Annotated in this window: 25 protein-coding genes; 13 read left to right on the forward strand and 12 right to left on the reverse strand. The window is 60.5% G+C overall.

The features are described from left to right. Positions 1-85: 85 nt before the first annotated feature. Genes K3175_RS12825 through K3175_RS12840 form a run of 4 tightly spaced genes read left to right on the forward strand, consistent with a single transcriptional unit; the run spans position 86 to position 5,170 of the window. Positions 86-1,009 carry an ABC transporter ATP-binding protein gene (locus K3175_RS12825; protein WP_221543760.1) on the forward strand — a complete coding sequence of 308 codons (924 nt, stop codon included), beginning with the start codon at positions 86-88 and terminating at the stop codon, positions 1,007-1,009. Then, positions 999-2,486, forward strand: a complete 1,488-nt coding sequence (locus K3175_RS12830) for an ABC transporter permease (protein ID WP_221543761.1) — start codon at positions 999-1,001, stop codon at positions 2,484-2,486. The genes K3175_RS12825 and K3175_RS12830 overlap by 11 nt, the downstream gene beginning before the upstream one ends. Before the next feature lie 56 nt (positions 2,487-2,542). Continuing rightward, a complete protein-coding gene (locus K3175_RS12835; RefSeq protein WP_221543762.1) occupies positions 2,543-3,574 on the forward strand; it encodes a ligase-associated DNA damage response exonuclease in 1,032 nt (343 codons plus the stop codon). Between the two features lie 3 nt (positions 3,575-3,577). Further along, the gene (locus K3175_RS12840; protein WP_221543763.1) at positions 3,578-5,170 is read left to right on the forward strand and encodes a cisplatin damage response ATP-dependent DNA ligase; all 1,593 of its coding nucleotides are present in this window, start codon (positions 3,578-3,580) and stop codon (positions 5,168-5,170) included. A gap of 37 nt (positions 5,171-5,207) precedes the next feature. On the opposite strand, the gene K3175_RS12845 is transcribed toward K3175_RS12840, so the two are convergent. The 6 genes from K3175_RS12845 to K3175_RS12870 are packed head-to-tail and all read right to left on the reverse strand — an operon-like array spanning position 5,208 to position 9,783. After that, positions 5,208-5,489 carry a DUF167 domain-containing protein gene (locus K3175_RS12845; RefSeq protein ID WP_221543764.1) on the reverse strand — a complete coding sequence of 94 codons (282 nt, stop codon included), beginning with the start codon at positions 5,487-5,489 and terminating at the stop codon, positions 5,208-5,210. Beyond that, a complete protein-coding gene (locus tag K3175_RS12850; RefSeq protein ID WP_221543765.1) occupies positions 5,470-6,039 on the reverse strand; it encodes a gamma carbonic anhydrase family protein in 570 nt (189 codons plus the stop codon). The genes K3175_RS12845 and K3175_RS12850 overlap by 20 nt, the downstream gene beginning before the upstream one ends. A gap of 14 nt (positions 6,040-6,053) precedes the next feature. Beyond that, entirely contained in the window at positions 6,054-6,593 is a 540-nt protein-coding gene (locus K3175_RS12855) for a GNAT family N-acetyltransferase (protein ID WP_221543766.1), read from the reverse strand. Further along, the gene (locus tag K3175_RS12860; protein ID WP_221543767.1) at positions 6,586-7,137 is read right to left on the reverse strand and encodes a GNAT family N-acetyltransferase; all 552 of its coding nucleotides are present in this window, start codon (positions 7,135-7,137) and stop codon (positions 6,586-6,588) included. The genes K3175_RS12855 and K3175_RS12860 overlap by 8 nt, the downstream gene beginning before the upstream one ends. After that, positions 7,130-8,128: a porphobilinogen synthase gene (gene hemB / locus K3175_RS12865; protein ID WP_221543768.1), complete on the reverse strand. Its 999-nt coding sequence runs from the start codon at positions 8,126-8,128 to the stop codon at positions 7,130-7,132. Before hemB ends, K3175_RS12860 begins: the two co-directional genes overlap by 8 nt. A 50-nt stretch (positions 8,129-8,178) precedes the next feature. Then, a complete protein-coding gene (locus tag K3175_RS12870) occupies positions 8,179-9,783 on the reverse strand; it encodes a M23 family metallopeptidase (protein WP_221543769.1) in 1,605 nt (534 codons plus the stop codon). Between the two features lie 164 nt (positions 9,784-9,947). Between K3175_RS12870 and K3175_RS12875 the strand changes: the two genes are divergently transcribed. The 7 genes from K3175_RS12875 (at position 9,948) to K3175_RS12905 (ending at position 15,953) form a co-directional block, all read left to right on the forward strand. Next, on the forward strand, positions 9,948-12,461 hold the full coding sequence (locus K3175_RS12875; RefSeq protein WP_221543770.1) for a helicase-related protein: 2,514 nt from the start codon (positions 9,948-9,950) through the stop codon (positions 12,459-12,461). 3 nt (positions 12,462-12,464) lie between these two features. Beyond that, the gene (locus K3175_RS12880; protein WP_221543771.1) at positions 12,465-12,722 is read left to right on the forward strand and encodes an RNA-binding S4 domain-containing protein; all 258 of its coding nucleotides are present in this window, start codon (positions 12,465-12,467) and stop codon (positions 12,720-12,722) included. Between the two features lie 49 nt (positions 12,723-12,771). Continuing rightward, positions 12,772-13,110 carry a ferredoxin FdxA gene (fdxA, locus tag K3175_RS12885; RefSeq protein ID WP_221543772.1) on the forward strand — a complete coding sequence of 113 codons (339 nt, stop codon included), beginning with the start codon at positions 12,772-12,774 and terminating at the stop codon, positions 13,108-13,110. 26 nt (positions 13,111-13,136) lie between these two features. Beyond that, the gene (locus K3175_RS12890; RefSeq protein ID WP_221544148.1) at positions 13,137-13,913 is read left to right on the forward strand and encodes a YihY/virulence factor BrkB family protein; all 777 of its coding nucleotides are present in this window, start codon (positions 13,137-13,139) and stop codon (positions 13,911-13,913) included. Between the two features lie 216 nt (positions 13,914-14,129). Beyond that, positions 14,130-14,666, forward strand: coding sequence for a CarD family transcriptional regulator (locus K3175_RS12895; protein WP_221543773.1), 537 nt, complete (start codon positions 14,130-14,132; stop codon positions 14,664-14,666). 137 nt (positions 14,667-14,803) lie between these two features. Further along, positions 14,804-15,553 carry a head GIN domain-containing protein gene (locus K3175_RS12900; protein WP_221543774.1) on the forward strand — a complete coding sequence of 250 codons (750 nt, stop codon included), beginning with the start codon at positions 14,804-14,806 and terminating at the stop codon, positions 15,551-15,553. A gap of 73 nt (positions 15,554-15,626) precedes the next feature. After that, a complete protein-coding gene (locus tag K3175_RS12905) occupies positions 15,627-15,953 on the forward strand; it encodes a hypothetical protein (protein WP_221543775.1) in 327 nt (108 codons plus the stop codon). Here K3175_RS12905 and K3175_RS12910 read toward each other — a convergent pair. Beyond that, a complete protein-coding gene (locus K3175_RS12910) occupies positions 15,950-16,885 on the reverse strand; it encodes an L-threonylcarbamoyladenylate synthase (RefSeq protein ID WP_221543776.1) in 936 nt (311 codons plus the stop codon). The genes K3175_RS12905 and K3175_RS12910 overlap by 4 nt on opposite strands. A 47-nt stretch (positions 16,886-16,932) precedes the next feature. Between K3175_RS12910 and K3175_RS12915 the strand changes: the two genes are divergently transcribed. Continuing rightward, positions 16,933-18,666: an acyl-CoA dehydrogenase family protein gene (locus K3175_RS12915; RefSeq protein ID WP_221543777.1), complete on the forward strand. Its 1,734-nt coding sequence runs from the start codon at positions 16,933-16,935 to the stop codon at positions 18,664-18,666. On the opposite strand, the gene K3175_RS12920 is transcribed toward K3175_RS12915, so the two are convergent. Continuing rightward, the gene (locus K3175_RS12920; RefSeq protein ID WP_221543778.1) at positions 18,663-20,114 is read right to left on the reverse strand and encodes a PQQ-dependent sugar dehydrogenase; all 1,452 of its coding nucleotides are present in this window, start codon (positions 20,112-20,114) and stop codon (positions 18,663-18,665) included. The genes K3175_RS12915 and K3175_RS12920 overlap by 4 nt on opposite strands. Positions 20,115-20,190: 76 nt before the next feature. On the opposite strand from K3175_RS12920, the gene K3175_RS12925 reads away from it, so the two are divergent. Further along, entirely contained in the window at positions 20,191-20,673 is a 483-nt protein-coding gene (locus K3175_RS12925) for a GAF domain-containing protein (RefSeq protein ID WP_221543779.1), read from the forward strand. Positions 20,674-20,675: 2 nt separating this feature from the next. Here the strand turns inward: K3175_RS12925 and K3175_RS12930 are convergent, their stop codons facing one another. From K3175_RS12930 to mnmG, 4 genes are read right to left on the reverse strand one after another with little or no spacing between them, the layout of a single operon-like run. Beyond that, a complete protein-coding gene (locus K3175_RS12930; protein WP_221543780.1) occupies positions 20,676-21,620 on the reverse strand; it encodes a ParB/RepB/Spo0J family partition protein in 945 nt (314 codons plus the stop codon). After that, complete coding sequence (locus tag K3175_RS12935) at positions 21,617-22,405, reverse strand: ParA family protein (RefSeq protein WP_221543781.1); 789 nt, start codon at positions 22,403-22,405, stop codon at positions 21,617-21,619. Before K3175_RS12935 ends, K3175_RS12930 begins: the two co-directional genes overlap by 4 nt. Continuing rightward, positions 22,402-23,037 carry a 16S rRNA (guanine(527)-N(7))-methyltransferase RsmG gene (rsmG, locus tag K3175_RS12940; RefSeq protein ID WP_221543782.1) on the reverse strand — a complete coding sequence of 212 codons (636 nt, stop codon included), beginning with the start codon at positions 23,035-23,037 and terminating at the stop codon, positions 22,402-22,404. The genes K3175_RS12935 and rsmG overlap by 4 nt, the downstream gene beginning before the upstream one ends. Next, positions 23,034-24,887, reverse strand: coding sequence for a tRNA uridine-5-carboxymethylaminomethyl(34) synthesis enzyme MnmG (mnmG, locus tag K3175_RS12945; RefSeq protein WP_221543783.1), 1,854 nt, complete (start codon positions 24,885-24,887; stop codon positions 23,034-23,036). Before mnmG ends, rsmG begins: the two co-directional genes overlap by 4 nt. Positions 24,888-24,958: the final 71 nt, after the last annotated feature.

Consider the following 24,958-nt stretch of genomic DNA (forward strand, 5'->3'; position numbering starts at 1 on the left):
ATCTCATACCGTTAGATTGGTGTTTTTCTTGCTGCTTTCTCCGATAATCCATAGGCTGGCCTGACCAATACGGTCCGGGGGGTTCATGTCGGTTCTGCAAGTTTCCAATCTCGTCAAAAGGTTCGACAACGTTCTGGCGGTGGACGATTTGTCCTTCTCCGTCTCGCAGGGAGAAATATTCGGTTTCCTCGGCGGCAATGGTGCCGGGAAAACAACCACGCTGCGCATGGTGCTGGACATCATTCGCCCCACTTCGGGCAGCATTACGGTCCTCGGAGGAGCCCCTGATCGGCGCCAGGCCAATGCCATCGGCTTCCTGCCCGAAGAGCGCGGGCTCTATTCGGGCATGAGCGCCATCGACACCATAATTTACTTTGGACGCCTCAAGGGCATGAGCCCTGGCGATGCCCGTCGGCGCGGCATGGCCCTGCTCGAACGTTTCGATCTCGCCGGGCGCGCCAAAAGCGATATCGGTGACATGTCCAAGGGGATGGCCCAGAAAGTTCAGCTCGCGACCGCTCTTGTGAACGACCCGCAATTACTGATGCTGGATGAACCCTTCTCCGGCCTAGATCCCGTCAACCAGGGTCTACTCGAAGCCGAAATTCTGAGCGCCTCGCAGCGTGGCGCAGCCGTAATATTTTCTACCCATGTCATGCAGCATGCCGAACGGCTGTGCGACCGGCTGTTGCTGCTGCGCAAGGGACGGAAGCGGTTTGAAGGAACGCTGGAAGAAGCACGCGGGCAACTGCCCGCCAGCCTTGTCGCTGTATCCAGCAGCGACTTGTCCGATATCGCCGGCGTTCATTCGGCCTCGGCAATCGGCGAGGCGAGCGACGGCTGGCAGGAATACCGCGTTCAGCTGGCGCCGGGCATCGCGCCCGAAAGCATACTCGAACATTGCTCCACTTCGGGCATAGCATTGCGGCGCTGGGACGAGCGCCGCGCAAGCCTGCACGACATTTTCGTCCACATGGTCGGCGAAGAGGGGTCCAACAATGATGAATAACGTGCTGCTCGTCGCCAAGCGCGAAATCCGTCAGATCCTGGCTATGAAGAGCTTCTGGCTGACCTTGCTGATCCTGCCCGTGGCGCTTGCTCTCGGCCCGATCTTTACCAGCACGCTCGACGATGACGAGCCAAGCCGCGTCGTAATGGTCGACCGGTCCGGCGGGGACGTGGCAGCCGCGATCAAAGCGCGGTTCATGGCTGATGACGACCGCGCCACGCTGCGTCGTCTGTCGCGCTATGTGCAACGCTACGATCTGGAAGAAGCCGACCCGCAGGCTGTGTGGACCCAGCATGACCGGTGGTATACCGACGCCGATATCGCGACGTTCAGAGCGAGCGGCGGGGTCGATAGTGCACTGGAAAAGATCGCCGCTGTTAAGCCAGACGGCGTGCCAGAGTTCGAGGATGACAATCCCCGCTACACCTTCATGCCCGCCACTTCGCAGCTGCAGGGTCTACAGGGGGAGGAATTCGGCCAGGCGGCTCAGGCTTTGTTCGACAGCGATGCCGACGATGCGCCTGAAATGGTCGTGCTGATCGGCGAGAATTATCCTGAAAATCCCGAAATCGGTCTTTTTTCCGCCAATCAGCCGAACCCGGTCTTCGTGTCTGGATTGCAGGAAACCCTGACCGGCGATCTCCGCACGCGCTTGCTCGCTTCGCGCGGGATCACCGGCGCAGAAGCTGCCGCTATTCAAAGCGCAGTCCCGGCGATCGCGGTCAGTACCCCGCCTCCGGGGGGAGGCGCGCGTGAAGCCTTGCTGGTGCGCTCCATCGTGCCGCTGGCGCTGGCCTATATTCTGATGATGAGCCTGATGCTGACCGGCAGCTGGATGCTGCAAGGATCGGTCGAGGAGCGCTCGAACAAGCTCCTCGAATCCCTTCTCGCCTGCATTCGCCCGGAAGAATTGATGTACGGAAAACTTCTAGGCGGTCTCGCGGTGGGCCTCTTGATGATCCTCGTCTGGGGCGGGTGCGCCGGGATTGCCGCTTACGCCACGCAAGGGGTTATTTCGGACCTGATCCGGCCGGCGCTGGAACCGGTCTCTTCGCCCGGCATCATCCTGGCAATCCTCTACTTCTTCATCGCCGGATACATCCTGATCTCGGCCATGTTTGTCGCCATCGGCGCGATGGTCGATTCGATGAGCGAAGCGCAGGGCTATCTCATGCCGGTGATCCTCGGCCTGCTGCTACCCATCACCTTCCTCATTCAGGCTATTCTTGCGGGCAAGGATAGCATGCTGATCGATCTGCTGACCTGGATCCCGCTGTGGACACCCTTCGCGGTCCTGGCGCGATTGGGCCTCGGCATCGAGACATGGGTGATGATTGCCGCAGGGGCATTATTGGCCGTGGCGATTCTGGTCGAGATGATTTTCATCGGTCGCCTCTTCCGCGCAAGCCTGCTCACAACTGGTCAGAAGCCGACATTGAAGCGTGTGCTTGAGCGCTTCCGCGCGCAGCCACAATAACCGGGTCGCAGGATCGCAGCGGGAACGCATGAGCGCGGTTCTCGCTTCATAGGGCGATGGCCGCGCCCTTTTCCTGGATAAAACCCGAACCGCACGGGATTTACATTCCTCCGGCCGATTGCTGGGTCGATCCCAGCCGCGCCGTCGACAACGCGCTGGTTACCCACGGCCATGCAGACCATGCACGCGGCGGGCATGGCCAGACCGTTGCCACCCCGGAAACGCTCGCCATCATGGAATTACGCTATCGCACCGGGGCGCAAGACGAGGCGGGCGAGATCCCGCACAAGGCCGTCCCGGTGCAATATGGCGAAACGATCCGGCTGAAAGGCGGCGTCGATGCGACCTACATCCCGGCAGGACATGTGCTTGGCAGCGCACAAATCCTGCTTGAACACGCAGGAGAGCGCGTGATCGTGACCGGCGACTACAAGCGGAGGGCCGACCCGACCTGCCCCCCGTTCGAAGTGACGCCCTGCGATATCTTCATCACCGAGGCGACCTTCGGCCTGCCCGTATTCGAACATCCACCGATCGCGGAGGAGATGTCCAAACTGCTCGACCGCCTGGCCGCCCATCCCGACCGCTGCGTGCTGGTCGGTGCCTATGCGCTTGGCAAGGCGCAGCGAGTCATCGCCGAATTACGCGCTGCAGGACACCGCCAGCCGATCTACCTTCATGGCGCAATGGAGAAGATGTGCCGTCTTTACGAGGAGCACGGCGTGGACCTCGGCGAGTTGCGTCTGGTGGCCGACGTGCAGAAAGACGACTTGCGCGGACATATCGTGATTTGTCCCCCTTCCGCACTGAACGACCGCTGGAGCCGGCGACTGCCTGAACCGATCACCGCCATGGCCAGTGGGTGGATGCGCGTGCGCCAGCGTGCCCGACAGCGTAACGTCGAATTACCCCTGGTCATATCCGACCATGCCGACTGGAACGAATTGACCCGAACGATCCGTGAGGTCGACGCGCAGGAGAACTGGATCACGCACGGCCGCGAAGATGCGCTCTTGCGTTGGTGCCAGCTCCACCAGCGCCGCGCGAAAGCGCTTGCCTTGGTAGGATATGAAGAGGAAGACGACTAAGGCGTGGAGGAGTTCGCCGCCCTTATCGATGCGCTCGTCTATACGCGCAGCCGCAACGAGAAACTGCGGCTCATCGCAGACTATTTGCGTGCAACGCCCGACCCGGATCGTGGCTGGGCGCTCGCTGCTCTATCCGATGGGCTCGATTTTCCAGCGGTCAAAAGCTCGACCATCCGCAACCTCCTCAAGGATCGGATCGATCCGGTTCTGTGGACGCTGAGCCGCGATTTCGTAGGCGACACTGCGGAGACCGCAAGCTTGCTGTGGCCCGCACCCGAAATTGCGCCCTCCCCTCCGCCGGTTAGTGAAACGGTCGAATTGCTGAATGCGATGAACCGCAAGTCGGTGCTTACTGAGCTGCCCAAGCTCCTGGATCGGCTGGATTCTTCAGGGCGCTACGCGCTGCTTAAACTGGCGACGGGCGGAATGAGGATCGGCGTGAGCTCGCGGCTCGCCAAAACCGCTTTCGCGCAGGCCTTCGCGGTGTCAGTCGACGATGTTGAGGAATATTGGCACGGCCTCACCCCTCCCTATGCCGATCTTTTCACCTGGGCCGCAGATGGCGGCGAGCCGCCCGATATAGAAAATCTGCCAACCTTCCGCCCATTCATGCTCGCCCACCCCTTGGATGAAACGGTCGTCGGCCTTGAGGATTACGCAGCAGAATGGAAATGGGACGGTATTCGCGTTCAGCTCGTGCGGGCGGGCGGGGAAAGTCGGCTCTTCTCGCGATCGGGTGACGATATCTCCGCGACATTCCCCGAATTTCTCGATGCCTTGACGATGAACGCCGTCCTTGACGGTGAATTGCTGGTACGGGGCAATACTCAGGGCGGTGAAGCGGGAGGTGCCGCCAGTTTCAACGCCCTTCAGCAAAGGCTGGGCCGAAAGACGGTTTCGAAGAAGATGATGCAGGAATATCCTGCCTTCATCCGGCTTTATGATGCTCTGCTGATCGAGGGAGAGGATTTGCGTCCTCTGCCCTGGACAGCACGGCGATCGCGGCTTGAAGCGCTGGCGTCGCGCCTTCCGGATAATCATTTCGACCTGAGCTCGGTCGTGGCGGCGGCTGATTTTGAGGACCTTTCGCGTATTCGGAAGGCCAGCCGTGAGGACGCCATCGAAGGCCTGATGCTCAAACGCAAGGACAGTCCCTATATCGCCGGCCGGCGTGTGGGATACTGGTACAAGTGGAAACGCGACCCGCTGCTTATCGATTGCGTCCTGATGTATGCGCAACGCGGGAGCGGAAAACGATCGAGTTTCTTTTCGGATTACACCTTCGGTTGCTGGGACGGCGACCCGGACAGAGGGGCGGACCTTCTACCTGTAGGGAAGGCATATTCCGGGTTCACCGACGAAGAACTCAAGAAGCTGGACAAGCATGTTCGCCAGAACACGATCAATCGTTTTGGTCCAGTGCGCGAGACAGACAAGAGCCTGGTATTCGAAGTGGCATTCGACAGCGTCCACGAGAGCAAACGACACAAATCGGGCCTCGCTATGCGCTTTCCGCGGATACACCGCATCCGTTGGGATAAACCGCCCCATGAGGCTGATCGGATCGAAACCCTGAAGAAACTGATCGCCGATTGATATCGGTATAGTTGAGAGCCAGTGGCCGGAAAGGGCATTAAACCTCTAACCGAAAAGTCTTTTCACGCGCGGTGTCGCCGCGCAGGAGGTGGCAGCGCGACTTTGCGATGCCAAACGCGCGTGCGAGCATTTCGCAGAGCGCGCGATTGGCGGCACCGTCCTGCGGCTTTGCCCGCGTCTTGATGATCAGCTGACCCTGTTCGATCTTCATGGCATCCTGCCGCGCTCCCGGCGTTGCCTTGATGCGGAGCCGACCGTCAGGATCGAGAAGCGCCAACAGATCCTCTCGATCGGGAAACTCAACTGCGGAGCGCTTCATCGACCGCCGCAGAATGTAATTTTGCGTTTTCCGCATAATGAGCCACGCCCATGCGCATACCCGCAATGGCGGAATCGCTGAGATCCTTCAGCTTCCTGGCTGGTCTTCCCGCCCACAGTTCGCGCTCGCCCATCGTCTTTCCTTCGGTCAGCATCGCGCCGGCTGCCAGCATCGCGTCGCTGGCGATGACTGCCTTGTTCATTGCGATTGCACCAAGTCCGACAAAGCCCCTGTTTTCAATGCGGCATCCATGGACCATGGCCATGTGACCGATCAGAACATCGTCCCCGATGATGAGCGGGCTGCCATCCGGATCGCCGGGACGCTCCGGATCGCAATGAAGGACACTGCCGTCCTGCACATTGGTCCGCTCTCCGATAACAATGCGGCTGACGTCTGCACGAAGGACGCAATTGTACCAGATGGAACTGTCCGCACCGATGGTGACGTCACCGATTATGGTGCAACCCGGGGCGATGAAAGCGCTTTTGTGAATTTCCGGCGACTTGCCGTTGATCGGTATAATGGTGACGCCGGGGCGGCTCTTCATGACTGGCTCTCCCACTACTCTTTGGTCAGACTGTAAAGGATGGTGCGGCGATCATCCGGAGGAAAGGCCGGATCATCGAAATCCAAATCCTCCCGGCGGATCATGCCGAGCTTTTCCATAAGCTTCCAGCTTGGCACATTCGGCTTGCTGGTCAGGGCTACGATTGCTGGAAGGTGCAGTCTTGCAAATGCCCAGTCGAGAATTGCGCGAACTGCCTCTTCGGCATAGCCGCGCCGCCATCGATCCTCGCGGATCACCCAGCCGATCTCGGAATCGCCCTTGTTTTTGGCCAATTCGTTGTCCACGAGTTTGAGGCCCGCATGGCCGACCAACTCTCCGCTTTCCTTCTCGATCAAAAAGAGGAAGCTGAAACCGTGGCGGGCCTGCATCTGCATGGTTTTCGCATGCTTGGCTTCGATCTCATGCAATTCTTTCGGCCCGCCCAGCCTTGCCATCATCTCCGCGCTGTTGAGCATACGATACTGCAGCTCTGCGTCCCCTTCTCCGATCGTGCGAAGGATAAGACGGTCGGTTTCGGCAATGATGTCAGGCATCGGGTCTCCGCCACTCCTCGCGGCTGATGGAATAGACGATGATCATGTCGTCTCCGAAATCCGAATTCGGGAAATCGAGATCCTCCCGCCACGTCATGCCCAGCCGCTTCATCAGCCCCCAACTGGCGTCATTAGGGGCAACTGTCAGAGCGATGACTTGCTCGGCTGCAAAACTCTCAAACGCGACCTCAAGGACGGCTGCCGCGGCTTCTTTGGCGTAGCCCCTGCCCCAAGCATCCTCTCGCAAGCGCCAGCCAACCTCCATTTCTCCAAGCGGCCCGCCGGCCTGGTTTGACCGTTTCAGGCCGCAAAAACCGAGTATCGCCCCATCCTCTTTGCGCTCGACCACCCAGAAAGTGTGCCCGTGATCACGCTGATAAGACAGCAGTCTTTCCTGTACCGCTGTGCGCTTGATGTCATCGCAGACGCCCCCCAGCCAGCGCATGACGGCAGGTGTGTTGGTGCCCCGCCAGAAGGGCTCCCAATCCTCATCCTGCCAATCGCGCAGCACGAGCCGTTCCGTCTCGCGGCGGAAGTCACCCATTCAGCAGGCGCGCGGCGAACGGGGCGTGATAGGTGAGGATCCCGGAGCATCCGGCGCGCTTGAAGGCAATAAGCTTTTCCATGAGCAGCGCCTCGCGGTCCGCAATCCCCGCTGCCGCACCGGCTTCGATCAGCGCATATTCTCCGCTTACCTGATAGGCAAAAACCGGTACTCCGAATGCCTCCTTCGCACGCCAGATCACATCGAGATAGGCGAGACCCGGCTTGACCATGACGCTATCGGCGCCCTCGGCAATATCCATGCCGATTTCGCGCAGCGCCTCATCTCCGTTGGCAGCGTCCATCTGGTAGCTTTTCTTGTCCCCTTTCAGGAGGCCGCCGGACCCAACCGCATCGCGAAATGGGCCATAGAATGCCGAGGCATATTTCGCCGCATAGGCCATGATCTGGACATTCGGCTTGCCATTCATCTCGAGCGCCATGCGGATTGCCTTCACGCGGCCGTCCATCATGTCTGACGGCGCAACAATATCCGCGCCCGCTTCTGCCTGCGTCATGGCTTGGTCTACGAGTACAGCGACGGTTTCGTCATTGAGTACGTAGCCTGCGTCATCCAGCAGACCATCCTGGCCGTGGCTGGTATAGGGATCGAGCGCCACATCGGTCAGAATGCCGATGTCATTGCCGCAAGCGTCGCGAATCGCGCGGATCGCACGACACATCAGATTGTCGGGGTTGAGCGCCTCATCCCCGCGTTCGCTGCGATTTTCCGCTGGCGTGTTGGGGAAAAGTGCCACGCAAGGAATGCCCAGCTCAACCGCCTCCCTCGCACGCTTGACGATTCCATCGACGGACCACCGGGACACCCCGGGCAAGCTTGCCACCGGTTCTTCGATATTTTTGCCGCCAGTCACGAAGAGCGGCCATATCAGGTCGGCTGGCGTCAATATGGTCTCGCGGACCATCGCCCTGCTCCAGCTGTGAGCTCGGGTTCGACGCAGGCGGGTTGCGGGATAGCTAGCGTTGATCATCGCCGGGGCATTGCCCCAAAGCGGCGGTCGGCGCAATCCGCGGGGGGCGCTCAACCGATCTTGCGCGGGCGGTCGAGCTTATCGATTTCACGGTCCGGCGTTTCGGCGGCCGATTCTTCTGCCGTCGGAGCAAGATCGGCCAGCGCTGCACCCTCTTCAACGTCTTGAAGGATGCCCAGGGCGCTTCGAAACCGTTCCAGTTCCGCACCCGAGAGCTGCTTGCGCGTGACGAAGCTTATCGAGGCGGGATTGATGGCGCGACCACCTTGATACATTTCATAATGCAGGTGGGGCCCGGTGGAGAGTCCTGTCGAGCCGACATAGCCGATCACTCGCCCGCGCCGCACCGATGCCCCGCGGTTTACGGCGATGCGGCTCATATGACAGTAACGCGTGTCGATTCCGTTCGCGTGACGGATCCGCACGGCATTGCCGCATCCACCCATCCGGCCCGCACCGATAATCCGGCCGTCTGTAACCGCCACGATGGGTGTGCCGTGACGCGCCTTGAAATCCACGCCGGAATGCATGCGCTTGTAGCCGAGGATCGGATGTCGGCGCATTCCGAAGCTGGACGTCATCCGGCCCGGCACCGGGGCAACCAGCCCCCCTTTCTCTTCGCCGACGCCCTTGGCATCGTAAAAATCTCCTTCCGATCCCCAGCGCATCAATTGCAGATCCCCGCGCGCTCCCCTTTCGAGCCCGGCGAACAACAATTGTCCGGCCTGCCGCTCTCCGGTCGCAGCGCGGCGGTGCGAGACGATCATGTCGAAAGTGTCCGAAGCCTGCACTTCGCGCTGGACGTCGACCTGGCTCCCCAATGCCTTGAGATAGGCCTGGACGGCACTGGTTGGCGCCCCGGCTGCCCGTGCGGATCGATAGAGACTATCGCCGACGACGCCGCGAATACGCAGCGGGGTCTCGTCCACCCGGATGGTGCGGCGCGTCAGATTGAGCGGACCGCCGGGCTGCATCCGATCTACTTGCAGTTCGAGATCGAACCGCGCCCGGAAGCTCAGCTTTTCCAGGGGGCGCTTCGCATCGGGCTGCGGCCGCCGGCCGAGGGTAATATCGATCTGTGTCCCCGGCTCAAGCTCGTCGAGAGGAACAGCCCTGCCGATTAGCGCAGCAACCGTATCGGCCTCGCTACCTCCCAGCCCGGCCCTGCGCAGCATCCGGTCCAGGCTATCGCCGCGGCCCAAGGTCGCCAGCATCTGCATTTGTGGTCGTTCGGGCGCTTCGGCCAGCGGACGCACCAATGCGGTCGGTCCCATCTTGCGGCCCGTGTCCGCGCCAAGGGCCAGCGGCATGATCACCTGGCTGCGATATTCGCTGCGGATCGCCGCATCGTCAGGAAGCGGAGAGGCTGCTTCCAGAGGCGCGAAGTCCGGCCAGAATGCGAAGGCAATGACGGACAGGCCAACAAATGTGCCAAGGCCCCGAAACCAACGCCGTGATCCGATATCCGCCCCAAGGTCAGGCGCAATATCCAGTCCCTCGATGTGCGAGTAGATTCTTTGCCGGACCGACAGTCTGGGTGAAGAGCCCCCCGTCGCCGTGTGGAAGGTTGTGCCCACCCCCCCCGAGTTTTCGTACCCTGCGAGCTGTTTATCCTTCGAAAGGTTCACCCTTGCCCCTCGTGCGACAGGCAGCATCCGCCAGGATGCGCCACCAGTGTGGTTTTGCGAATTGCGAGGCCATAGCGAATCAAGGTGAATTTCTTGCTAACTTTCGGCAGGCCGAGTCCTGCACGCGGCCAATAGAGTGCAAAAGTCCCCTGCCTGTTGCACAGGTAATCGGAGACTGCCACTTAGGCCGCGTGACTGACGCCTCCATCAAGGCGGTCCTCGGACCAACCAACACCGGCAAGACCCATCTCGCGATCGAGCGCATGTGCGCCCATTCCAGCGGCGCCATGGGATTTCCGCTGCGGTTGCTGGCGCGCGAGGTCTACGACCGCGTGGTGGCCATCAAGGGCGAAAAGCAGGTCGCTCTCATCACCGGCGAACAGCGCATCGAACCTCCCGATGCCCGCTATCTGTGCTGCACGGTCGAGGCCATGCCCCGTGCATCCAACGAACGAGCGTTCGTGGCCCTGGACGAGGCGCAGCTTTCGGCAGACCGCGAACGTGGGCACATTTTCACCGATAGGCTGCTGAACACTCGCGGGCGCGAGGAAACGATGCTGATGGGAGCGGCGACCCTTGCCCCCATGGTTCAGGCGCTGATTCCCCGCGCGGAGATTTCCGACCGGGCGCGCTTCTCGACCCTGACCCATATCGGGCCGCGCAAGCTGTCCCGGCTGCCGCCGCGCAGCGCGATCGTCGCGTTCAGCGCGGAACAGGTCTATTCCGTGGCCGAAATGCTGCGCCGGTTCAGGGGCGGCGCTGCCGTGGTCATGGGTGCCCTGTCCCCGGAGACCCGCAACAAACAGGTCGAATTGTTTCAGAATGGGGAAGTCGACTACATAGTAGCGACCGATGCGATCGGTATGGGCCTCAATCTAGACGTCAATCACGTCGCTTTTGCAGGCCTCACCAAGTTCGACGGCATTCGCATGCGGCGGCTTCATCCGGCGGAAATGGCACAGATTGCTGGCCGTGCGGGGCGTCACCAGCGGGACGGGACTTTCGGCACTATGGCGGGTGCCGGTGGAAAGATGGGGCCTGCCCCCGAATTCACCGATGAAGAAATCTACGCGATCGAAGAACATCGTTTCGCCCCGATAACGAAGCTCTTCTGGCGCGAACCGGAGCCGCGATTCGATTCGATCGGGACGCTGATTGCCGATCTGGAAACGCCGCCCGATCATGAGGCGCTGCGGCTCGCCCCTGAAGCGATCGACCTCGCGACGCTTAAGCGATTGGCCGATGAACCGATCTCGGCCTCTATCCGTGGTTCCGGTCAGGTTCGGCGCTTTTGGGAGGCCTGCTCGCTCCCCGATTTCCGCGCTCGGGGGCCGGATGTCCACGCGCGCTTTGTTGCGCGGCTCTGGCAGGACCTGGCACAAGGCTATATTGGTGCTGACTATGTCGCGGCACGCATCTCCGAACTCGACCATACCAGCGGTGATATCGATACGCTCCAGGGGCGGATCGCTGCGATCCGCAGCTGGGCATATATCTGTCAGCGGCCGGACTGGGTGCTGGCGCGCGATGAAATGGCAGCGCGGGCTCGCGGGGTCGAAGCAAAATTGTCGGACGCGCTTCATGCGCGCCTGACCGAACGATTCGTAAATCGAAGGACTACAATCTTGATGAAATCGCTGGGACAGGACGCCTCCATGCTCCCGATCACACTCGCCGAAGACGGCACACTGCTGGTTGAGGACGAAGCCCTCGGCAAGGTCGAAGGCTTTCGCTTCACGGTCGATCCGTCGGCGAACCATGCGGATCGCAAAATGCTGCTTTCGGCGGCCGAAAAGGGCCTCCCGCGTATTCTGGGCGAACGCGCACAGGCGCTGGCCAGCTCCGACCTCGGCGAACTCGAGCTTTCCCGCGGTGCAATCCATTGGAACGGGCAAATGATCGCGAAGCTTGAGCCACGCGAGGGGCAGCTCAAGCCGGCGCTCGATCCGGCCCGCGAGGTATCCGCCCTTCCTGACGCTCCGCGCAAGGCGTTGCTGGATGCGGTCGATGTATGGCTCGACAAGAAGCTCGAACCGCTGGAACCGCTGCGGCGAATGCACATCGCCTCCGCCAATCCGGATGCCGGTTCGCAAGCTCGCGCGCTATTGCTCAACCTGATCGCCGGACATGGCTTTGTTACGCGGGAAAAGGCCGGGATCGAACACCTGCCAAAGGATATGCGCCCCTTCCTCCGCAAGATTGGGGTGACGTTCGGCGCGCTCGACATATTCGCCCCGCCGCTTCTCAAGCCTGCTGCGAGGCAGTTGCTCAGTGCACTCGGGATCGATCGGCGACCGCTCCAGGAAGCCATGTTGCCGGTCATCCCCGATCAGAAAAAACTGCCCGCAGGCTATCGCCATGCGGGCAGTCAGGCGATTCGCCTCGATCTAGCAGAGAAAATCTTCCGCGCCGCGCACGAAGCGCGTGCCAAGGCCGACAAGCAGCGTCGCTTTCGTTTCGATCTCGCCTTACCGATTTCCATCGGACTGGAGGAGAAGAATGCGGAACGTCTGCTTGGCCAGGCCGGCTTTCGCGTACAGCGACCGAAGCCGCTCGAGGAAAACGTCTTCGGCCCACCCAGGCCCGCAAGCTGGGAATGGCGCCCGTCACGCCGCAAGCAGGTGCAGCGAGGTCCAGCGCGCAAGGAAGCACCCCGCGAAGGAAGCGCTTTCGCCGGGCTTGCCGAACTGATGAAGCAAGGCTGACGTTTGAGGATCGACCGCCTGCTCTGCATGCTGCGCTTTTCGCGCACGCGCAGCGCGGCGCAGAGGCTGGTCGAGCAGGGACATATTCGCCTCAATGGCGAACGCGTGGTTCGCGGCAGCCGCGATGTGGCCGTGGGCGATGTCCTCACTCTACCGCTCGGAAAGTCGGTGAGGCTGGTCGAAGTGCTTGCCCTCCCCGAACGGCGCGGCCCTCCGCGCGATGCGCAGGAATGTTATCGGGAACTTGACCCCGGCGCATGAATAGCCATAGCAGCGCTCACACACACCACTCACAGGGAAAACGCACCCCATGACCTATGTCGTCACCGACGCCTGCATCAAATGCAAATACACAGACTGCGTCGAGGTCTGCCCGGTCGACTGTTTCTATGAAGGCGAGAACATGCTCGTCATCAATCCGTCGGAATGCATCGATTGCGGCGTGTGCGAACCGGAATGCCCGGCAGAAGCCATCCTGCCCGACACCGAAGACAATCTGGAAAAATGGCTTGAGCTGAATACCAAGTTCAGCGCCGAATGGCCGAACATTACCGGCCAGAAAGATCCGCCTGCTGATGCCGACGAGCACAAGGGCGAAGAGGACAAGTTCGAGAAATACTTTTCGCCGGAACCTGGCGAAGGGGACTGAGGCCCGTCATCGGCGCGCTTTCAGACATCAAGGCAGCCTGGTCGGCGGGAAGCAGGGACAATATCTCGCTCATCGCCGCCGGGATCGCGCATTATGCCCTGCTTGCCCTCGTTCCCGCGCTCGGTGCGCTCGTTCTGGCGTATGGCGTGTTCGCCGATCCCCAGACCGTGGCGGAGCATATTCAATTGCTTTCAGCCAATCTGCCTGCTGCGGCGGCCGAAATTATCGGTGAACAGCTACGCAATGTAAGCGAAGGCGCGAGCGGGGCGAAGGGCCTTGGCTTGATCGCATCCTTGGCGGTGGCCATTTTCGGCGCTCGCAATGCTGCGCGCGCGTTGGTGACAGGGTTGAACATCGCGTTCCATGCAGGAGAGACGCGAGGGTTCATCGGCGGGAATCTCATTGCGCTGGCGGTCACGGCGGGGGGAATCGCCGGTCTCGTTATAACCGGAGCAATATCGGCAGCATTGGCCCTGATTGCCGGGCCACTCGGCACGCTGGCGAGTTTCTGTTTTCTGGCCGGGTCGGCCACAGTCGCGGCTGCTGTGCTCTACAGGTTCGCTCCAAACCAGCAGGCGACGCATTGGCGCGCCGCATTTTCCGGCGGGGTGATCTTCGCCTTGGGATGGATCGTGGCGACCGCCGGATTCGCGTTTTACGCGGCGAATTTCGGGAGTTACAACGCGACATATGGTTCGCTCGGCGCAGTGGTCGTGCTCATCACGTGGTTCTACGTAACCGCGTTGATGCTTCTGCTTGGTGGAGAGGTTGCCGCCCTCAAGTCCGGAGCGGACAAAGCCTAGGCAGGCAAAGCTGCACAGACTCGCAATATTCGGTTTGTTATGCTATATAATGCAACAACTGCACCGGTCTGGCCCGGGCAGAAGTAAGAATTGAAAGGGCCGCTCACCCGCAACGTCGTTGGAAGACCGCCGCCGCGAACCGAATGAAGGGGCGCGGTGTGCCGCTTTTATGGCGATGCTCCCCCTCCCCCGCGGCTCTGATGAAAGGATTGATGCATGGCGAGTAAGGCAGATGCCTTCGACGTTGGCGATTACGTTGTCTATCCCAAGCACGGTGTGGGCCGTGTCATCGAACTGCAGAGCGAGGAAATCGCGGGAATGCAGCTCGACCTTTATGTTCTCCGCTTCGAGAAGGAACGCATGACGCTGCGCGTTCCGGTCAATAAGGTCGAATCGATCGGGATGCGCAAGCTGTCCTCTGACAAGACGCTCAAGGAAGCGATGGACACGCTCAAGGGCAAGCCCAAGGTCAAGCGGACCATGTGGAGCCGCCGCGCCCAGGAATATGAAGCGAAGATCAATTCGGGCGAGATCGTCCTGATCGCTGAAGTGACGCGCGATCTTTTCCGTCCCGACGATCAGCCGGAGCAGAGCTATTCCGAACGTCAGATCTTCGAAGCTGCATCCAGCCGTCTGGCACGCGAACTTGCTGCCATGGAAAAGACCGACGAGCCGACCGCTCTCGAGAAGATCTTGGACGTGCTGCGCGAACATGCGCCGCAGTATTATAACAACGAGGAAGAGGAAGCCTGATATACAGGCACTTTTCTTGAATATCTGAAGGGGCCGCTTCGACAGGAGCGGCCCTTTTTCATGGCGCTTGAATCGCTTCACTATGTGTATTATAAAGATAATACGGTACGAATTCGTAAACGCAGGAGGAGCGGCCGATGTTGAAGAAATTGATCAAGAGTGCAGGTCCGGGCGCGGCGCTGGCCGCGGGGATGATGCTATCTGGCTGCAACGTCGACATGGTGGTCAGTGAAGGCAACGGTGTGCCCTTGGCCGAACTCGACCGGAGCGGCGATCCACCTTCGGAAATTGTCCTGGCCGGACCCGATACGGTGATCATCGAAAAGGGAAACGAATTCGAGATTGAACTTTCAGGCGATACGCGCGCCCGCGAAGCCCTGCGGTTTGACCTGGAGGACAACTCCCTTGCGATATCCCGCGCCAAGGATAGCGAAAAGAATATCGGCACGGCTTCAGTCCGCGTGACGGTCCCCAGCCTGCAGGCGATCGTGCTTGCCGGTTCCGGCTCGATGGAAGCGGAATCGATGGACGATGAGGCTGAGGTGACCATTGCCGGTTCGGGCACGGCGAAGGTCGATAGGCTCGCGGCAAACTCGCTTCAGCTGACCATTGCGGGCTCGGGTGACTTCGATGCCTCGGGCACGGCCACAGAAATGGAAATGACGATTGCAGGCTCGGGATCGGCCAATATGACCGGGCTCAGGGTGGACCGGGCCGAAGTCACGATCGCCGGGTCAGGGGATGCCGCCTTCGCCTCTGACGGCAATGTCGAGGCAAGCATCGTTGGCTCAGGCGATGTCACGGTAACCGGAAATGCGAGCTGCACGGCAAGCGCGATGGGTTCCGGCAAGCTTCGCTGCGGTGGACGGACTGCCGAAACCGAATAATTCGGACCCGCGCAGCTATTCATCGTAAAAATATCGAGATGGGTCTAGGGCGGTGTATCGAAAGGATTGAACGATGCACCGCGCTGCCCTGATTTTCCTCGCTTCTACCAGCTGTCTTCTCGCCGGATGCCTGGGCACCGTGGCCGATGTTGTCACCGCCCCCGTCAAGGTGGCGGGAAAGGCAGTCGATCTCGCAACCACCAGCCAGTCCGAAGCCGACGAAAAACGCGGGCGTGAGATCCGCCGGCGGGAAGAGCGCCTCGGCAAGCTGGAACGCGAATATGCCAAAGAGCTCGATGACTGCAATGACGGTGACCGCAGAGCCTGCGAAAAGGCGACGGCGACCTATGCGGAGATACAGCAGATCCTGCCTACGATCCCGGCAGAACCGGAACGTTAGGCTGGCGTCGCGGCCCGGCGGAGGCGATCGTTGATGGCTTGCCCCACCCCGATGTGAGGAATCGGAGCCACCGCAATCCGTGGCAGATCGGATTCAGCGGCGAGATGTAGGCAAGCATAGAGCCGCGCGGCCGCTTCTTCTAGATCGCCTTCAATCGAGAGTGAGCAGTCACCCTCAACCTCTCCAAATCCAATAAAAAACTCGTCCTCCACGACGCGGATGACGTCGAGCCGCATTGGCTTTCCGGGGGCGTAGTGGCTCGCGAGCTGTCCTGGCGCTTCGATCTTGTGCCCCATCGTCGGAACGGGACCGATCCCGTCGAAGCTGATCGGCCCCGGCCGCAATTGGTCAATTGTGCCGTCTGGTCGCACGGCGATTATTGTAGATTCTACCCCCGACTTGCAGGCCCCGCCATCGATCACGGCGTCGATGCGGCCATTGAGGGTAGCAAGGACATGAGTGGCAGACGTCGGACTGATAAAGCCGCTCCGGTTGGCAGAGGGTGCGGCCAACGGAAAACCGGACATTTCGATTAAGGCACGGATAACCGGATGTGCGGGCATCCTTATCGCGGTTGTATCGAGGCCCGCCGTCACTGCAGACGCCAGTTTCGCATTGTTCTTCGCAGGGAGAACGAGCGTCAGCGGCCCTGGCCAGTGCTCGGCTGCTATCCCTTCGGCGGTTGGCGAAAATTCCGCGAGCTGGCGGGCCATCTCAATGGACGAGACATGGACGATCAGGGGGTTGTAGCTGGGCCTTCCCTTGGCGGCATAGATACGCCCGACAGCACCATCATCATCCGCTCTCGCCGCTAGGCCATAAACCGTTTCGGTGGGCACAGCCACCAAGCCACCGGCGGCGAGAATTTCCGCAGCACGGGCGAGGCCACTTTCTCCCGTGCCAAGCGTTTCCGTAACGTATTTGCCGCTCATGCTCGCGCGCTATATCTGAAGCGCCTTAAAGCCAAGAGGATATCCCAGTGACCTATCGCCCAGCCACCAAGGACCAGTTGCTCGCAATTCGCGTTAACGCAGGCATAGAAGAGCTTGCGAAGACGGAAAAATTCGCAGCGGCCGAGCCCGATATGGTGGAGGCCATCGTGGAGGGTGTGGGCCAGTTCGCGGCTGGCGAGTTTGCTCCGCTCAACAGGGTCGGCGATCTGGAAGGCGCCAAACTGGAGAATGGCGTCGTCCGCCTGCCCGACGGATACGAAGAAGCCTACGCCCACTATGTGGAGCAAGGGTGGAATGCCATCTCCTCGCCGGAAGAGTTTGGTGGTCAGGGACTGCCCTTTACGCTGGCCTGCAATGTGCTCGAAAATCTCGGTACCGCAAATATGGCTTTCAATTTGCTACCGATGTTGAGTGTGGGCGCCATCGAAGCACTCGAACATCATGGCTCGCAGGAACTGCAACAGAAGTATTTGCCGGATTTGGTGAGCGGGAAATGGTCTGGCACAATGAATCTGACCGAGCCGCAAGCGGGCTCCGATGTCGGCGCGCTGCGCACGACGGCCCATTTGATCGAGGATGGTGAGCATGCTAGCAAATACCTGATCAAGGGCCAGAAGATCTACATCACCTGGGGTGAGCATGAGCTCGCGCAGAATATCATCCATCTGGTATTGGCCCGGCTTCCCGACGCGCCGGAAGGGAGCCGCGGAATATCGCTATTCATCGTACCAAAGTTTCACGTGAAACCGGATGGTTCGCTTGGGCCACGGAACGATGTCCGCTGTGTAAGTCTCGAACACAAGCTGGGCATCAACGCCTCGCCAACCTGCGTGATGAGTTATGGCGACAATGACGACTGTATCGGCGAGCTCGTAGGCGCGGAAAATCGCGGCCTGGCGGCCATGTTCACCATGATGAACAATGCCCGCATCAATGTTGGTAATCAGGGCGTTCAGATTGGCGAGCGCGCGCTCCAGCAGGCAACAGATTACGCGCAGGAGCGCGTGCAGTCGGCCCGCGCAGGATCGGCAGAGAAATCACCTGTTTCGATCATCGAGCATCCGGACGTGCGGCGGATGATCATCCGCATGAAGGCGCTTACAGAGGCATCGAGAGCGCTCCTCTACTACACAGCCGGTCAAGTTGATCGCGGCGTTCTGGGCGATCAGGATGCCAGATCGCGTGGGGAAGTGCTGACGCCGCTTGTCAAGGCATGGGGAACCGACATCGGTATCGAAGTCGCCAGCCTGGGCATCCAGGTCCATGGCGGCATGGGGTTCGTCGAGGAAACGGGTGCCGCCCAACACTGGCGCGATTCGCGGATTGCGCCGATCTATGAGGGCACGAATGGTATCCAGGCCGCCGATCTGGTCACACGCAAGCTGGCGCTAAATAATGGTGAGGCGCTGACGTCTCTTATCGAGGACATCGCGCGGGAAGCAGGCGATGAGAAAGCGCTCTTCGATCTTGCGGGCGATTGCGCCGCCATCGTCAAATGGATGCGCGAAGACGCCAGTCTCGACGACAAGCTGGCCGGTAGCGTGCCGTTCTGCACGATGCTTGCTGTGGCCACGGCGGGATGGCAGCTAATCCGCCAGCTCAAGGCTGTGGAAAGCGATGCCGATATCGCGCGAGCAAAGCGCGCGACAGTCAGGTTCTTCCTCGATCGGATTGTCCCGGAAGCATCAGGCCTCAAGGCATCGGCCACTGCCGGCGGAGATTCGCTCTACGACATCCCCACCGAGGCCTTGCTGCATTAATTCTCCGTGACGATCCGGGCGTAATCGTCCTCACCGAAGGTCGCGGTCTGCCCGCGCAGCTCACGCTGCGGCGGGAGCCGTCTTCCGGTCACTCGCTCGATGGCGGGCTGTGGTGATGCGCCCGGGGAACTTACGCGCCAGATGATGCCTGCCGTGTCGTCGCTGACCAGCAGGGAGCCATCCTTGGCCCAATCGACCCAGGTGGGGCGGCCCCGGGTTTCCCCGTTCGATTTGAGGAACCCGGTCAGGACCGGGATCGGCTTGCCGAGCGGATTGCCGCGCTCATCGAAGGCCACATAGACCACATCGTAGCCCGATGGGGGTTTGCGGTTCCACGAACCGTGGCGAGCAACGAACGCGCCGTTGGAGAATTTGTTGCCCATGGCAGCGCCTTCCGCGCTGAAGACAAATCCGAGGGCAGCGACATGCGGGCCCAGCGAATATTCGGGCCGGCGAACATAGTTGATATAGGCGGGCACGGGCGCTCTGACGCGGCGATCGTAATTGTCGCCCCAGTAGACCCAAGGCCAACCGTATTGGGCACCAACTGGAACGTTGGTCAGGTAATCAGGGACGAGGTCGGAGCCGAGCATGTCGCGCTCGTTCACGGTGGTCCAGAGCTCGCCCGACCAGGGGCTGAAGTCGAGACCGTTGGCATTGCGCAACCCGCCGGCGAACTGTCGCCGGCTGCCGGTCGCAAGGTCGACTTCCCAGATGAGCGCGCGCCCCTCTTCGGCCTCCATCCCCTTGTCACCGATGTTGGTATCGGAGCCCACGGCGACGTACAGCCGGTCACCATCCGGATGGAGCGCGAGATTGCGCATCCAGTGCCCTCCGCCGCCAGCAAGATCGATGACCTTGCGGGGCTTTGCCGTCACGCGGTCAGTCCCCAATTGATAAGGAAAAGCAAGAACTTCGTCGTGGTTTGCGACGTAAAGTGTGCCGTCATTAAAGGCGAGACCAGAAGGAGAATCGAGTCCGTCGAGGAGCGTCTTCACCGTCTCGGCATTACCGTCCCCATCCTGATCGCGGAGGAGCACTACCTCATTTGCGGAAGGCCCGTTAGCACCTGCCTTGCTCATCAATTTGTTGGTGATCCACGACAGGATGCCCTCCGATTCCTGATTCGGCGAGCGGGTCAGCGAGACGAGGACATCCCCATTGGGAAGCGTGTAGAGCGTACGCGGATGGTCGAGACCCTCGGCGAACCGGTCGACGACCAGCCCCTCTGCGGCGACAGGCTTTTCGCCCTCTGCCCAGCCCACCGGGTCAGCGATCTGTACGGTCGGGAAGGTTTCGGCATCGGGTTCGTCAAGGACCGGATCGTCCCCGGTAACTTCGTCCATCGAAAGGGAAGCGGTGTCTCCGCGCGTTACGAAGAAGAAGAAGATCGCGAGGATCGCTATCAGGACGACAAGGCCAATGCCCAGCTTCTTAAGAATGCTCATGGCTTGAGGATAGGCGAGGCCGCGCCTGGCGGCAACGGCTCTTGAACTGGCGCCGCGACAAGTTAAGTGCCCTTCCATGTTCGATTTCAAACCCGATGCCGATTGCCCCAAGGCAGAAACCTATCGCCAGCTGCAGCAGGCCGCCGCCGCGCTTACCGAGGGCGAGCCGGACCCGGTCGCCAACATGGCCAATGTCGCCGCCCTGCTGGGTGATTTTCTGCCCGATCTGAACTGGGCCGGGTTTTATCGTGTCGTTGATGGCGAACTGGTCCTCGGCCCATTTGTGGGCCGCCCGGCCTGCATCCGCATCCCCTTCGGCAAGGGTGTGTGCGGAACGGCAGCGGCGGACGGCGAAACACAGCTGGTCGAAGACGTCCACGCCTTCCCGGGGCACATCGCCTGCGATTCAGAGACGAATTCGGAACTCGTCGTCCCGGTGAAAAGAAATGGCACCGTGATCGCCGTGATCGATCTCGACAGCCCTTCCCTCGCGCGCTTCGACAATGAAGATCGCGAAGGAATAGAAGGGCTTGCCGAGATTATCTCGGGACGGATCTGAACTTATATATCGCCGCCCGTAAGGCGCTGGCAGATCAGGTCCAGCTGGTCGAGCGTACGATAGCTGATCGTCACCGTGCCATTGCCCGGGGCACCTTCCGGCTTGATCCGCACGGACAGGCCGAGGAATTCTTCGAGATGGCCCTGGACGGCGGCGATGTCCGGATCCTCGGCACCATTCCCGGTTGATCCGGGAGCCTTGGCCTGGCTTTCCCGTTTGGGCCGGTCGCCGCGAGCGAGCTTTTCGACTTCTCGGACCGAAAGATTGTCGTTCACCGCACGGTTGGCGATATCTGAAGCCTCTTCGTTCCCGATCAGCGGGCGTGCATGCCCCATCGAGAGGCGGCCATCGGCCAGCATGTCCAGAACATCTTCAGGAAGAGCCAGAAGACGTTGGAAATTGGCCACGTGGCTACGTGATTTGTCGACCAGCTTGGCGATTTCGGACTGGGTCATGCCCTCGTCATCCGCCAGCTTCTGATAGGCGCGGGCTTCTTCGAGAGGGTTTAGGTCTTCGCGCTGAAGATTCTCGATCAGGGCCAGTGCCATGATTTCGCGCTGGTCGAGATCCCGCACGATCGCGGGGATGGTGTGCAAGCGTGCACGCTGTGCGGCACGCCACCGGCGCTCGCCGGCCACAAGCTGGAACCGCCCCTGCCCCTTGGTCGTGACGATGATCGGCTGGATAACCCCGCGCTGCGCGATCGAAGCCGCAAGCTGATCGAGAGCCTCGTCGTCAAAACGCGTTCTCGGCTGACCCGGCAAGGGGCTGATGTCCGCTACCGGAATATCGGCGAGGCCCGTGGCATTGCTTGCAGCCTGATCGGCTGCGAGATCGTTACCGTCGTTACCGGTTCTTGAGGATAGCGGTTCTTCGCGCTGAATTTCACCCATCAGGGCGCCCAGCCCGCGGCCGAGTTTCTTCTTGCGGTCGACTGCGGCACTCATGCGGCTTTCCTTTTCTCGGGGAGACGTTCGATCAATTCTCTTGCAAGGCCGATGTAGGCTTTGCTTCCCGAACAATTGTGATCGTAAATAAGAGCGGGCATCCCATGGCTCGGGGCTTCCGAAAGCCTCACATTACGGGGAATGACATTCTCGAACACGAGTTTGCCAAGACAATCGCGGACGTCATCCGCCACTTGGTCGGTGAGCCGGTTGCGGCGATCGAACATCGTCAGCGCAATGCCCACAATGCCGAGGTCAGGATTAAAGCGCTGCTGCACGCGCTCGACCGTCTGCAAAAGCTGGCTAAGCCCCTCCAGCGCGAAGAATTCGCATTGAAGAGGCACGAGAAGAGTATTCGACGCACACAGCGCATTGAGCGTCAACAGGCCTAGCGACGGCGGACAATCGATAAAAACGACGTCATAACCGGCAAAGCCGGGCTCCCGGGCGGCGAGAGCCTTCTGAAGGCGATGCGTGCGATCTTCCACCGCAACGAGTTCCACCTCTGCCCCCGAGAGGTCTTGCGTAGCGGGCACTACATCCAGCGAGGGTATCTCGGACGGCTGCGCCGCTTGCGACAAAGTGGCATCGCCCATCAGCAAATCGTAACTCGTATATTCACGTGCAGAGTTTTCAATGCCCAACCCGGTCGATGCATTCCCCTGCGGATCGAGATCAATCAAAAGCGTCCGCCAGCCCGAAGCCGCCATTGCTGTCGCTATATTGATGGCACTGGTCGTTTTACCGACCCCGCCCTTCTGATTGGCAATTGCGATTGTGATCATTTTCCCGTCCCGATCTTGCCATGGCCGACAACGATTCCCGCGTCCGTGTCTGTCATAGATTGTTGCACGTGAAACATTGGTTTCAACTTGGGAGAAAGTTCTTCAACTTCTTGGGTCGCGGAACGCCCTTTCGGCAAGACCCACTTGGTGCCTCCTGTGGAGAAGCGTGCGGATAACCTGAGGAGTTTTGGCAGCGGCGCGAATGCGCGGGCCGAAATAACTCCTGCAGGAAAAGATTCGACAAGTTCTAGTCGCAACCCTTCCACACGGCAATTCTTCAACCCCAACGTCGATGCCATCGCCTCGAGCCACTCTACTCGCTTGCGGCGCGATTCGACGAGGACCACCTTCTGGTCGGGCCGGAGAATAGAAACAACCAGGCCTGGGAAGCCTGCGCCGCTGCCCAGATCCAACCACGAAGATGCGGTTTCACGTGGAACATGATCGAGCAGTTGCGCCGAATCCGCGAAATGCCGAACCCAGACCTCGTCCAGAGAAGATCTTGAAACAAGGTTCTGGCGGTCATTTTCCTCGGACAGTAAGGCGGCCAGTTTTTCAAGCTTGTTCAGAGCAATATCATCGAATGCCAGATTGGAAATGAACTCTCGCGCTTCACTCTCGGTCCTGATCATGCTGCACGCTCTTCCAACCGGCGCGCATAGACAAGAAGCGCTGCCAATGCAGCGGGGGTAATACCCGGCACCCGCCCTGCAGCAGCAAGCGTTTCCGGCGATGACGCCTTTAGGCGTTCGACCATTTCGTTGGAGAGACCAGGGACAGTTTCATAAGGGAAGTCATCTGGCAAAGAGACCAAGTCCCCGGCCTTCAAATCGCGCAATTCCGCTTCCTGCCGTGCAAGATAGGGAGCGTAGATGATGTCTTCCGCCATCTCGACGGTGAGCGGATCGGTAGGGTCGATACCGTCAACAAAACCTGCGAGTGTCTCGAGCGAGATCTGCCCGCCCCGGAGCCAATCGCGGACGGGAATCGTGCCGCGCTCACTCTTGACGGCCAATCCGCTTGCCCTGAGCGCTTCGGCATCCACCGCCACATCGAGGGCTTGATCCACTGTCTCGCGCCGCTGAAGACGTTGCTCGTACCAAGCTTTACGTGCCGCCCCCACCAACCCAGCGGCGATACCCTTGCTTGTGAGCCTGGTGTCTGCATTGGCGGCACGAAGGCGCAAGCGATATTCCGCGCGTGCCGTCAGCATGCGATAGGGTTCACTCACGCCATGCAGCGTGAGATCGTCCAGCATGACGGCAATATACGAATCCGAACGATCAAGATTGAGAGGTTCGACGCCGAGAACGTTGGCGGCGGCACTTGCTCCCGCCACCAGACCCTGTGCCGCCGCTTCTTCATAGCCGGTCGTGCCGTTGATCTGCCCCGCGCAATAGACCCCGGGGACAGCCCTGATCTGGAGCTGCTTGGTCAACGCTCGTGGATCGATATGGTCATATTCGACCGCGTAGCCGGGCACGACCATTTCGACTCGCTCCAGTCCGGCCATGCAGCGAAGCATGTTGTGCTGGACATCGGTAGGCAGCGATGTGCTGATACCGTTGGGATAAACGAGATGCGTCGAGAGCCCCTCTGGCTCCAAGAAAATCTGATGGCCGTCACGGTCGCCGAAGCGATGAATCTTGTCTTCTATCGAAGGGCAGTACCGCGGCCCGGCGGCACCGATGGCACCGGAAAAGAGCGGCGACCGATCCAGGTTCGCGCGGATGACGTCGTGCGACTTTTCATTCGTGCGGGTAATGGCGCAGAATATTTCAGGGTTCGGCCGGGCGCCAGTGAGCGACGACATGGTCCAGCCTTCACCATCGGAAGGTTGTTCTTCGAGCTCAGCCCAATTGATAGTCCGGCCGTCGAGACGGGGCGGTGTCCCCGTCTTGAGACGGGCCATGGGCAGATCGGCATCGCGCAATTGCTTCGCGAGAATGTGTGCTGCATCCTCCCCGATCCGTCCACCCTGAAGCCGCTCTTCCCCGCGGAACAGATTTCCGCCGAGGAAAGTCCCTGTGCAAAGGACGACCGCCCCACCCTCGATGTTCGAACCGTCCGCCAAATCCACCCCGGTAGCCACACCACCAGAGAGCCTGAGCGCGGCAACCTCGCCCTTGATCAGGGTGAGATTATCCTGCGCCGAAACGATCCTGTGAACTTCGGCACCGAATAGGTGCCGATCCGCTTGGACGCGCGGCCCCCACACGGCACTTCCCTTGGAGCGGTTGAGCATGCGATAATGAATGGCACCGGCATCTGCCGCCCGGGCCATGACACCGTCCAGCGCATCGACTTCGCGAACCAGATGACCTTTGCCCAATCCGCCGATCGCCGGATTGCAGCTCATCGCGCCAATTTTGGTCAGGTCAAAGCTTATCAGAGCGGTCCGCGCACCCAGGCGAGCGCTGGCGCAGGCAGCTTCGACTCCAGCATGGCCACCGCCGACAATGATGACATCGAAATTCAGCATGGTGCGCGATTAGCGGAAAAGCGGTGGGGTTACAAAGCGCAATCGGTGTTTCACGTGAAACAATGGCAGCT

The sequence above is a fragment of the Qipengyuania aestuarii genome, assembly GCF_019711535.1.
Taxonomy (GTDB): Bacteria; Pseudomonadota; Alphaproteobacteria; order Sphingomonadales; family Sphingomonadaceae; genus Qipengyuania; species Qipengyuania aestuarii.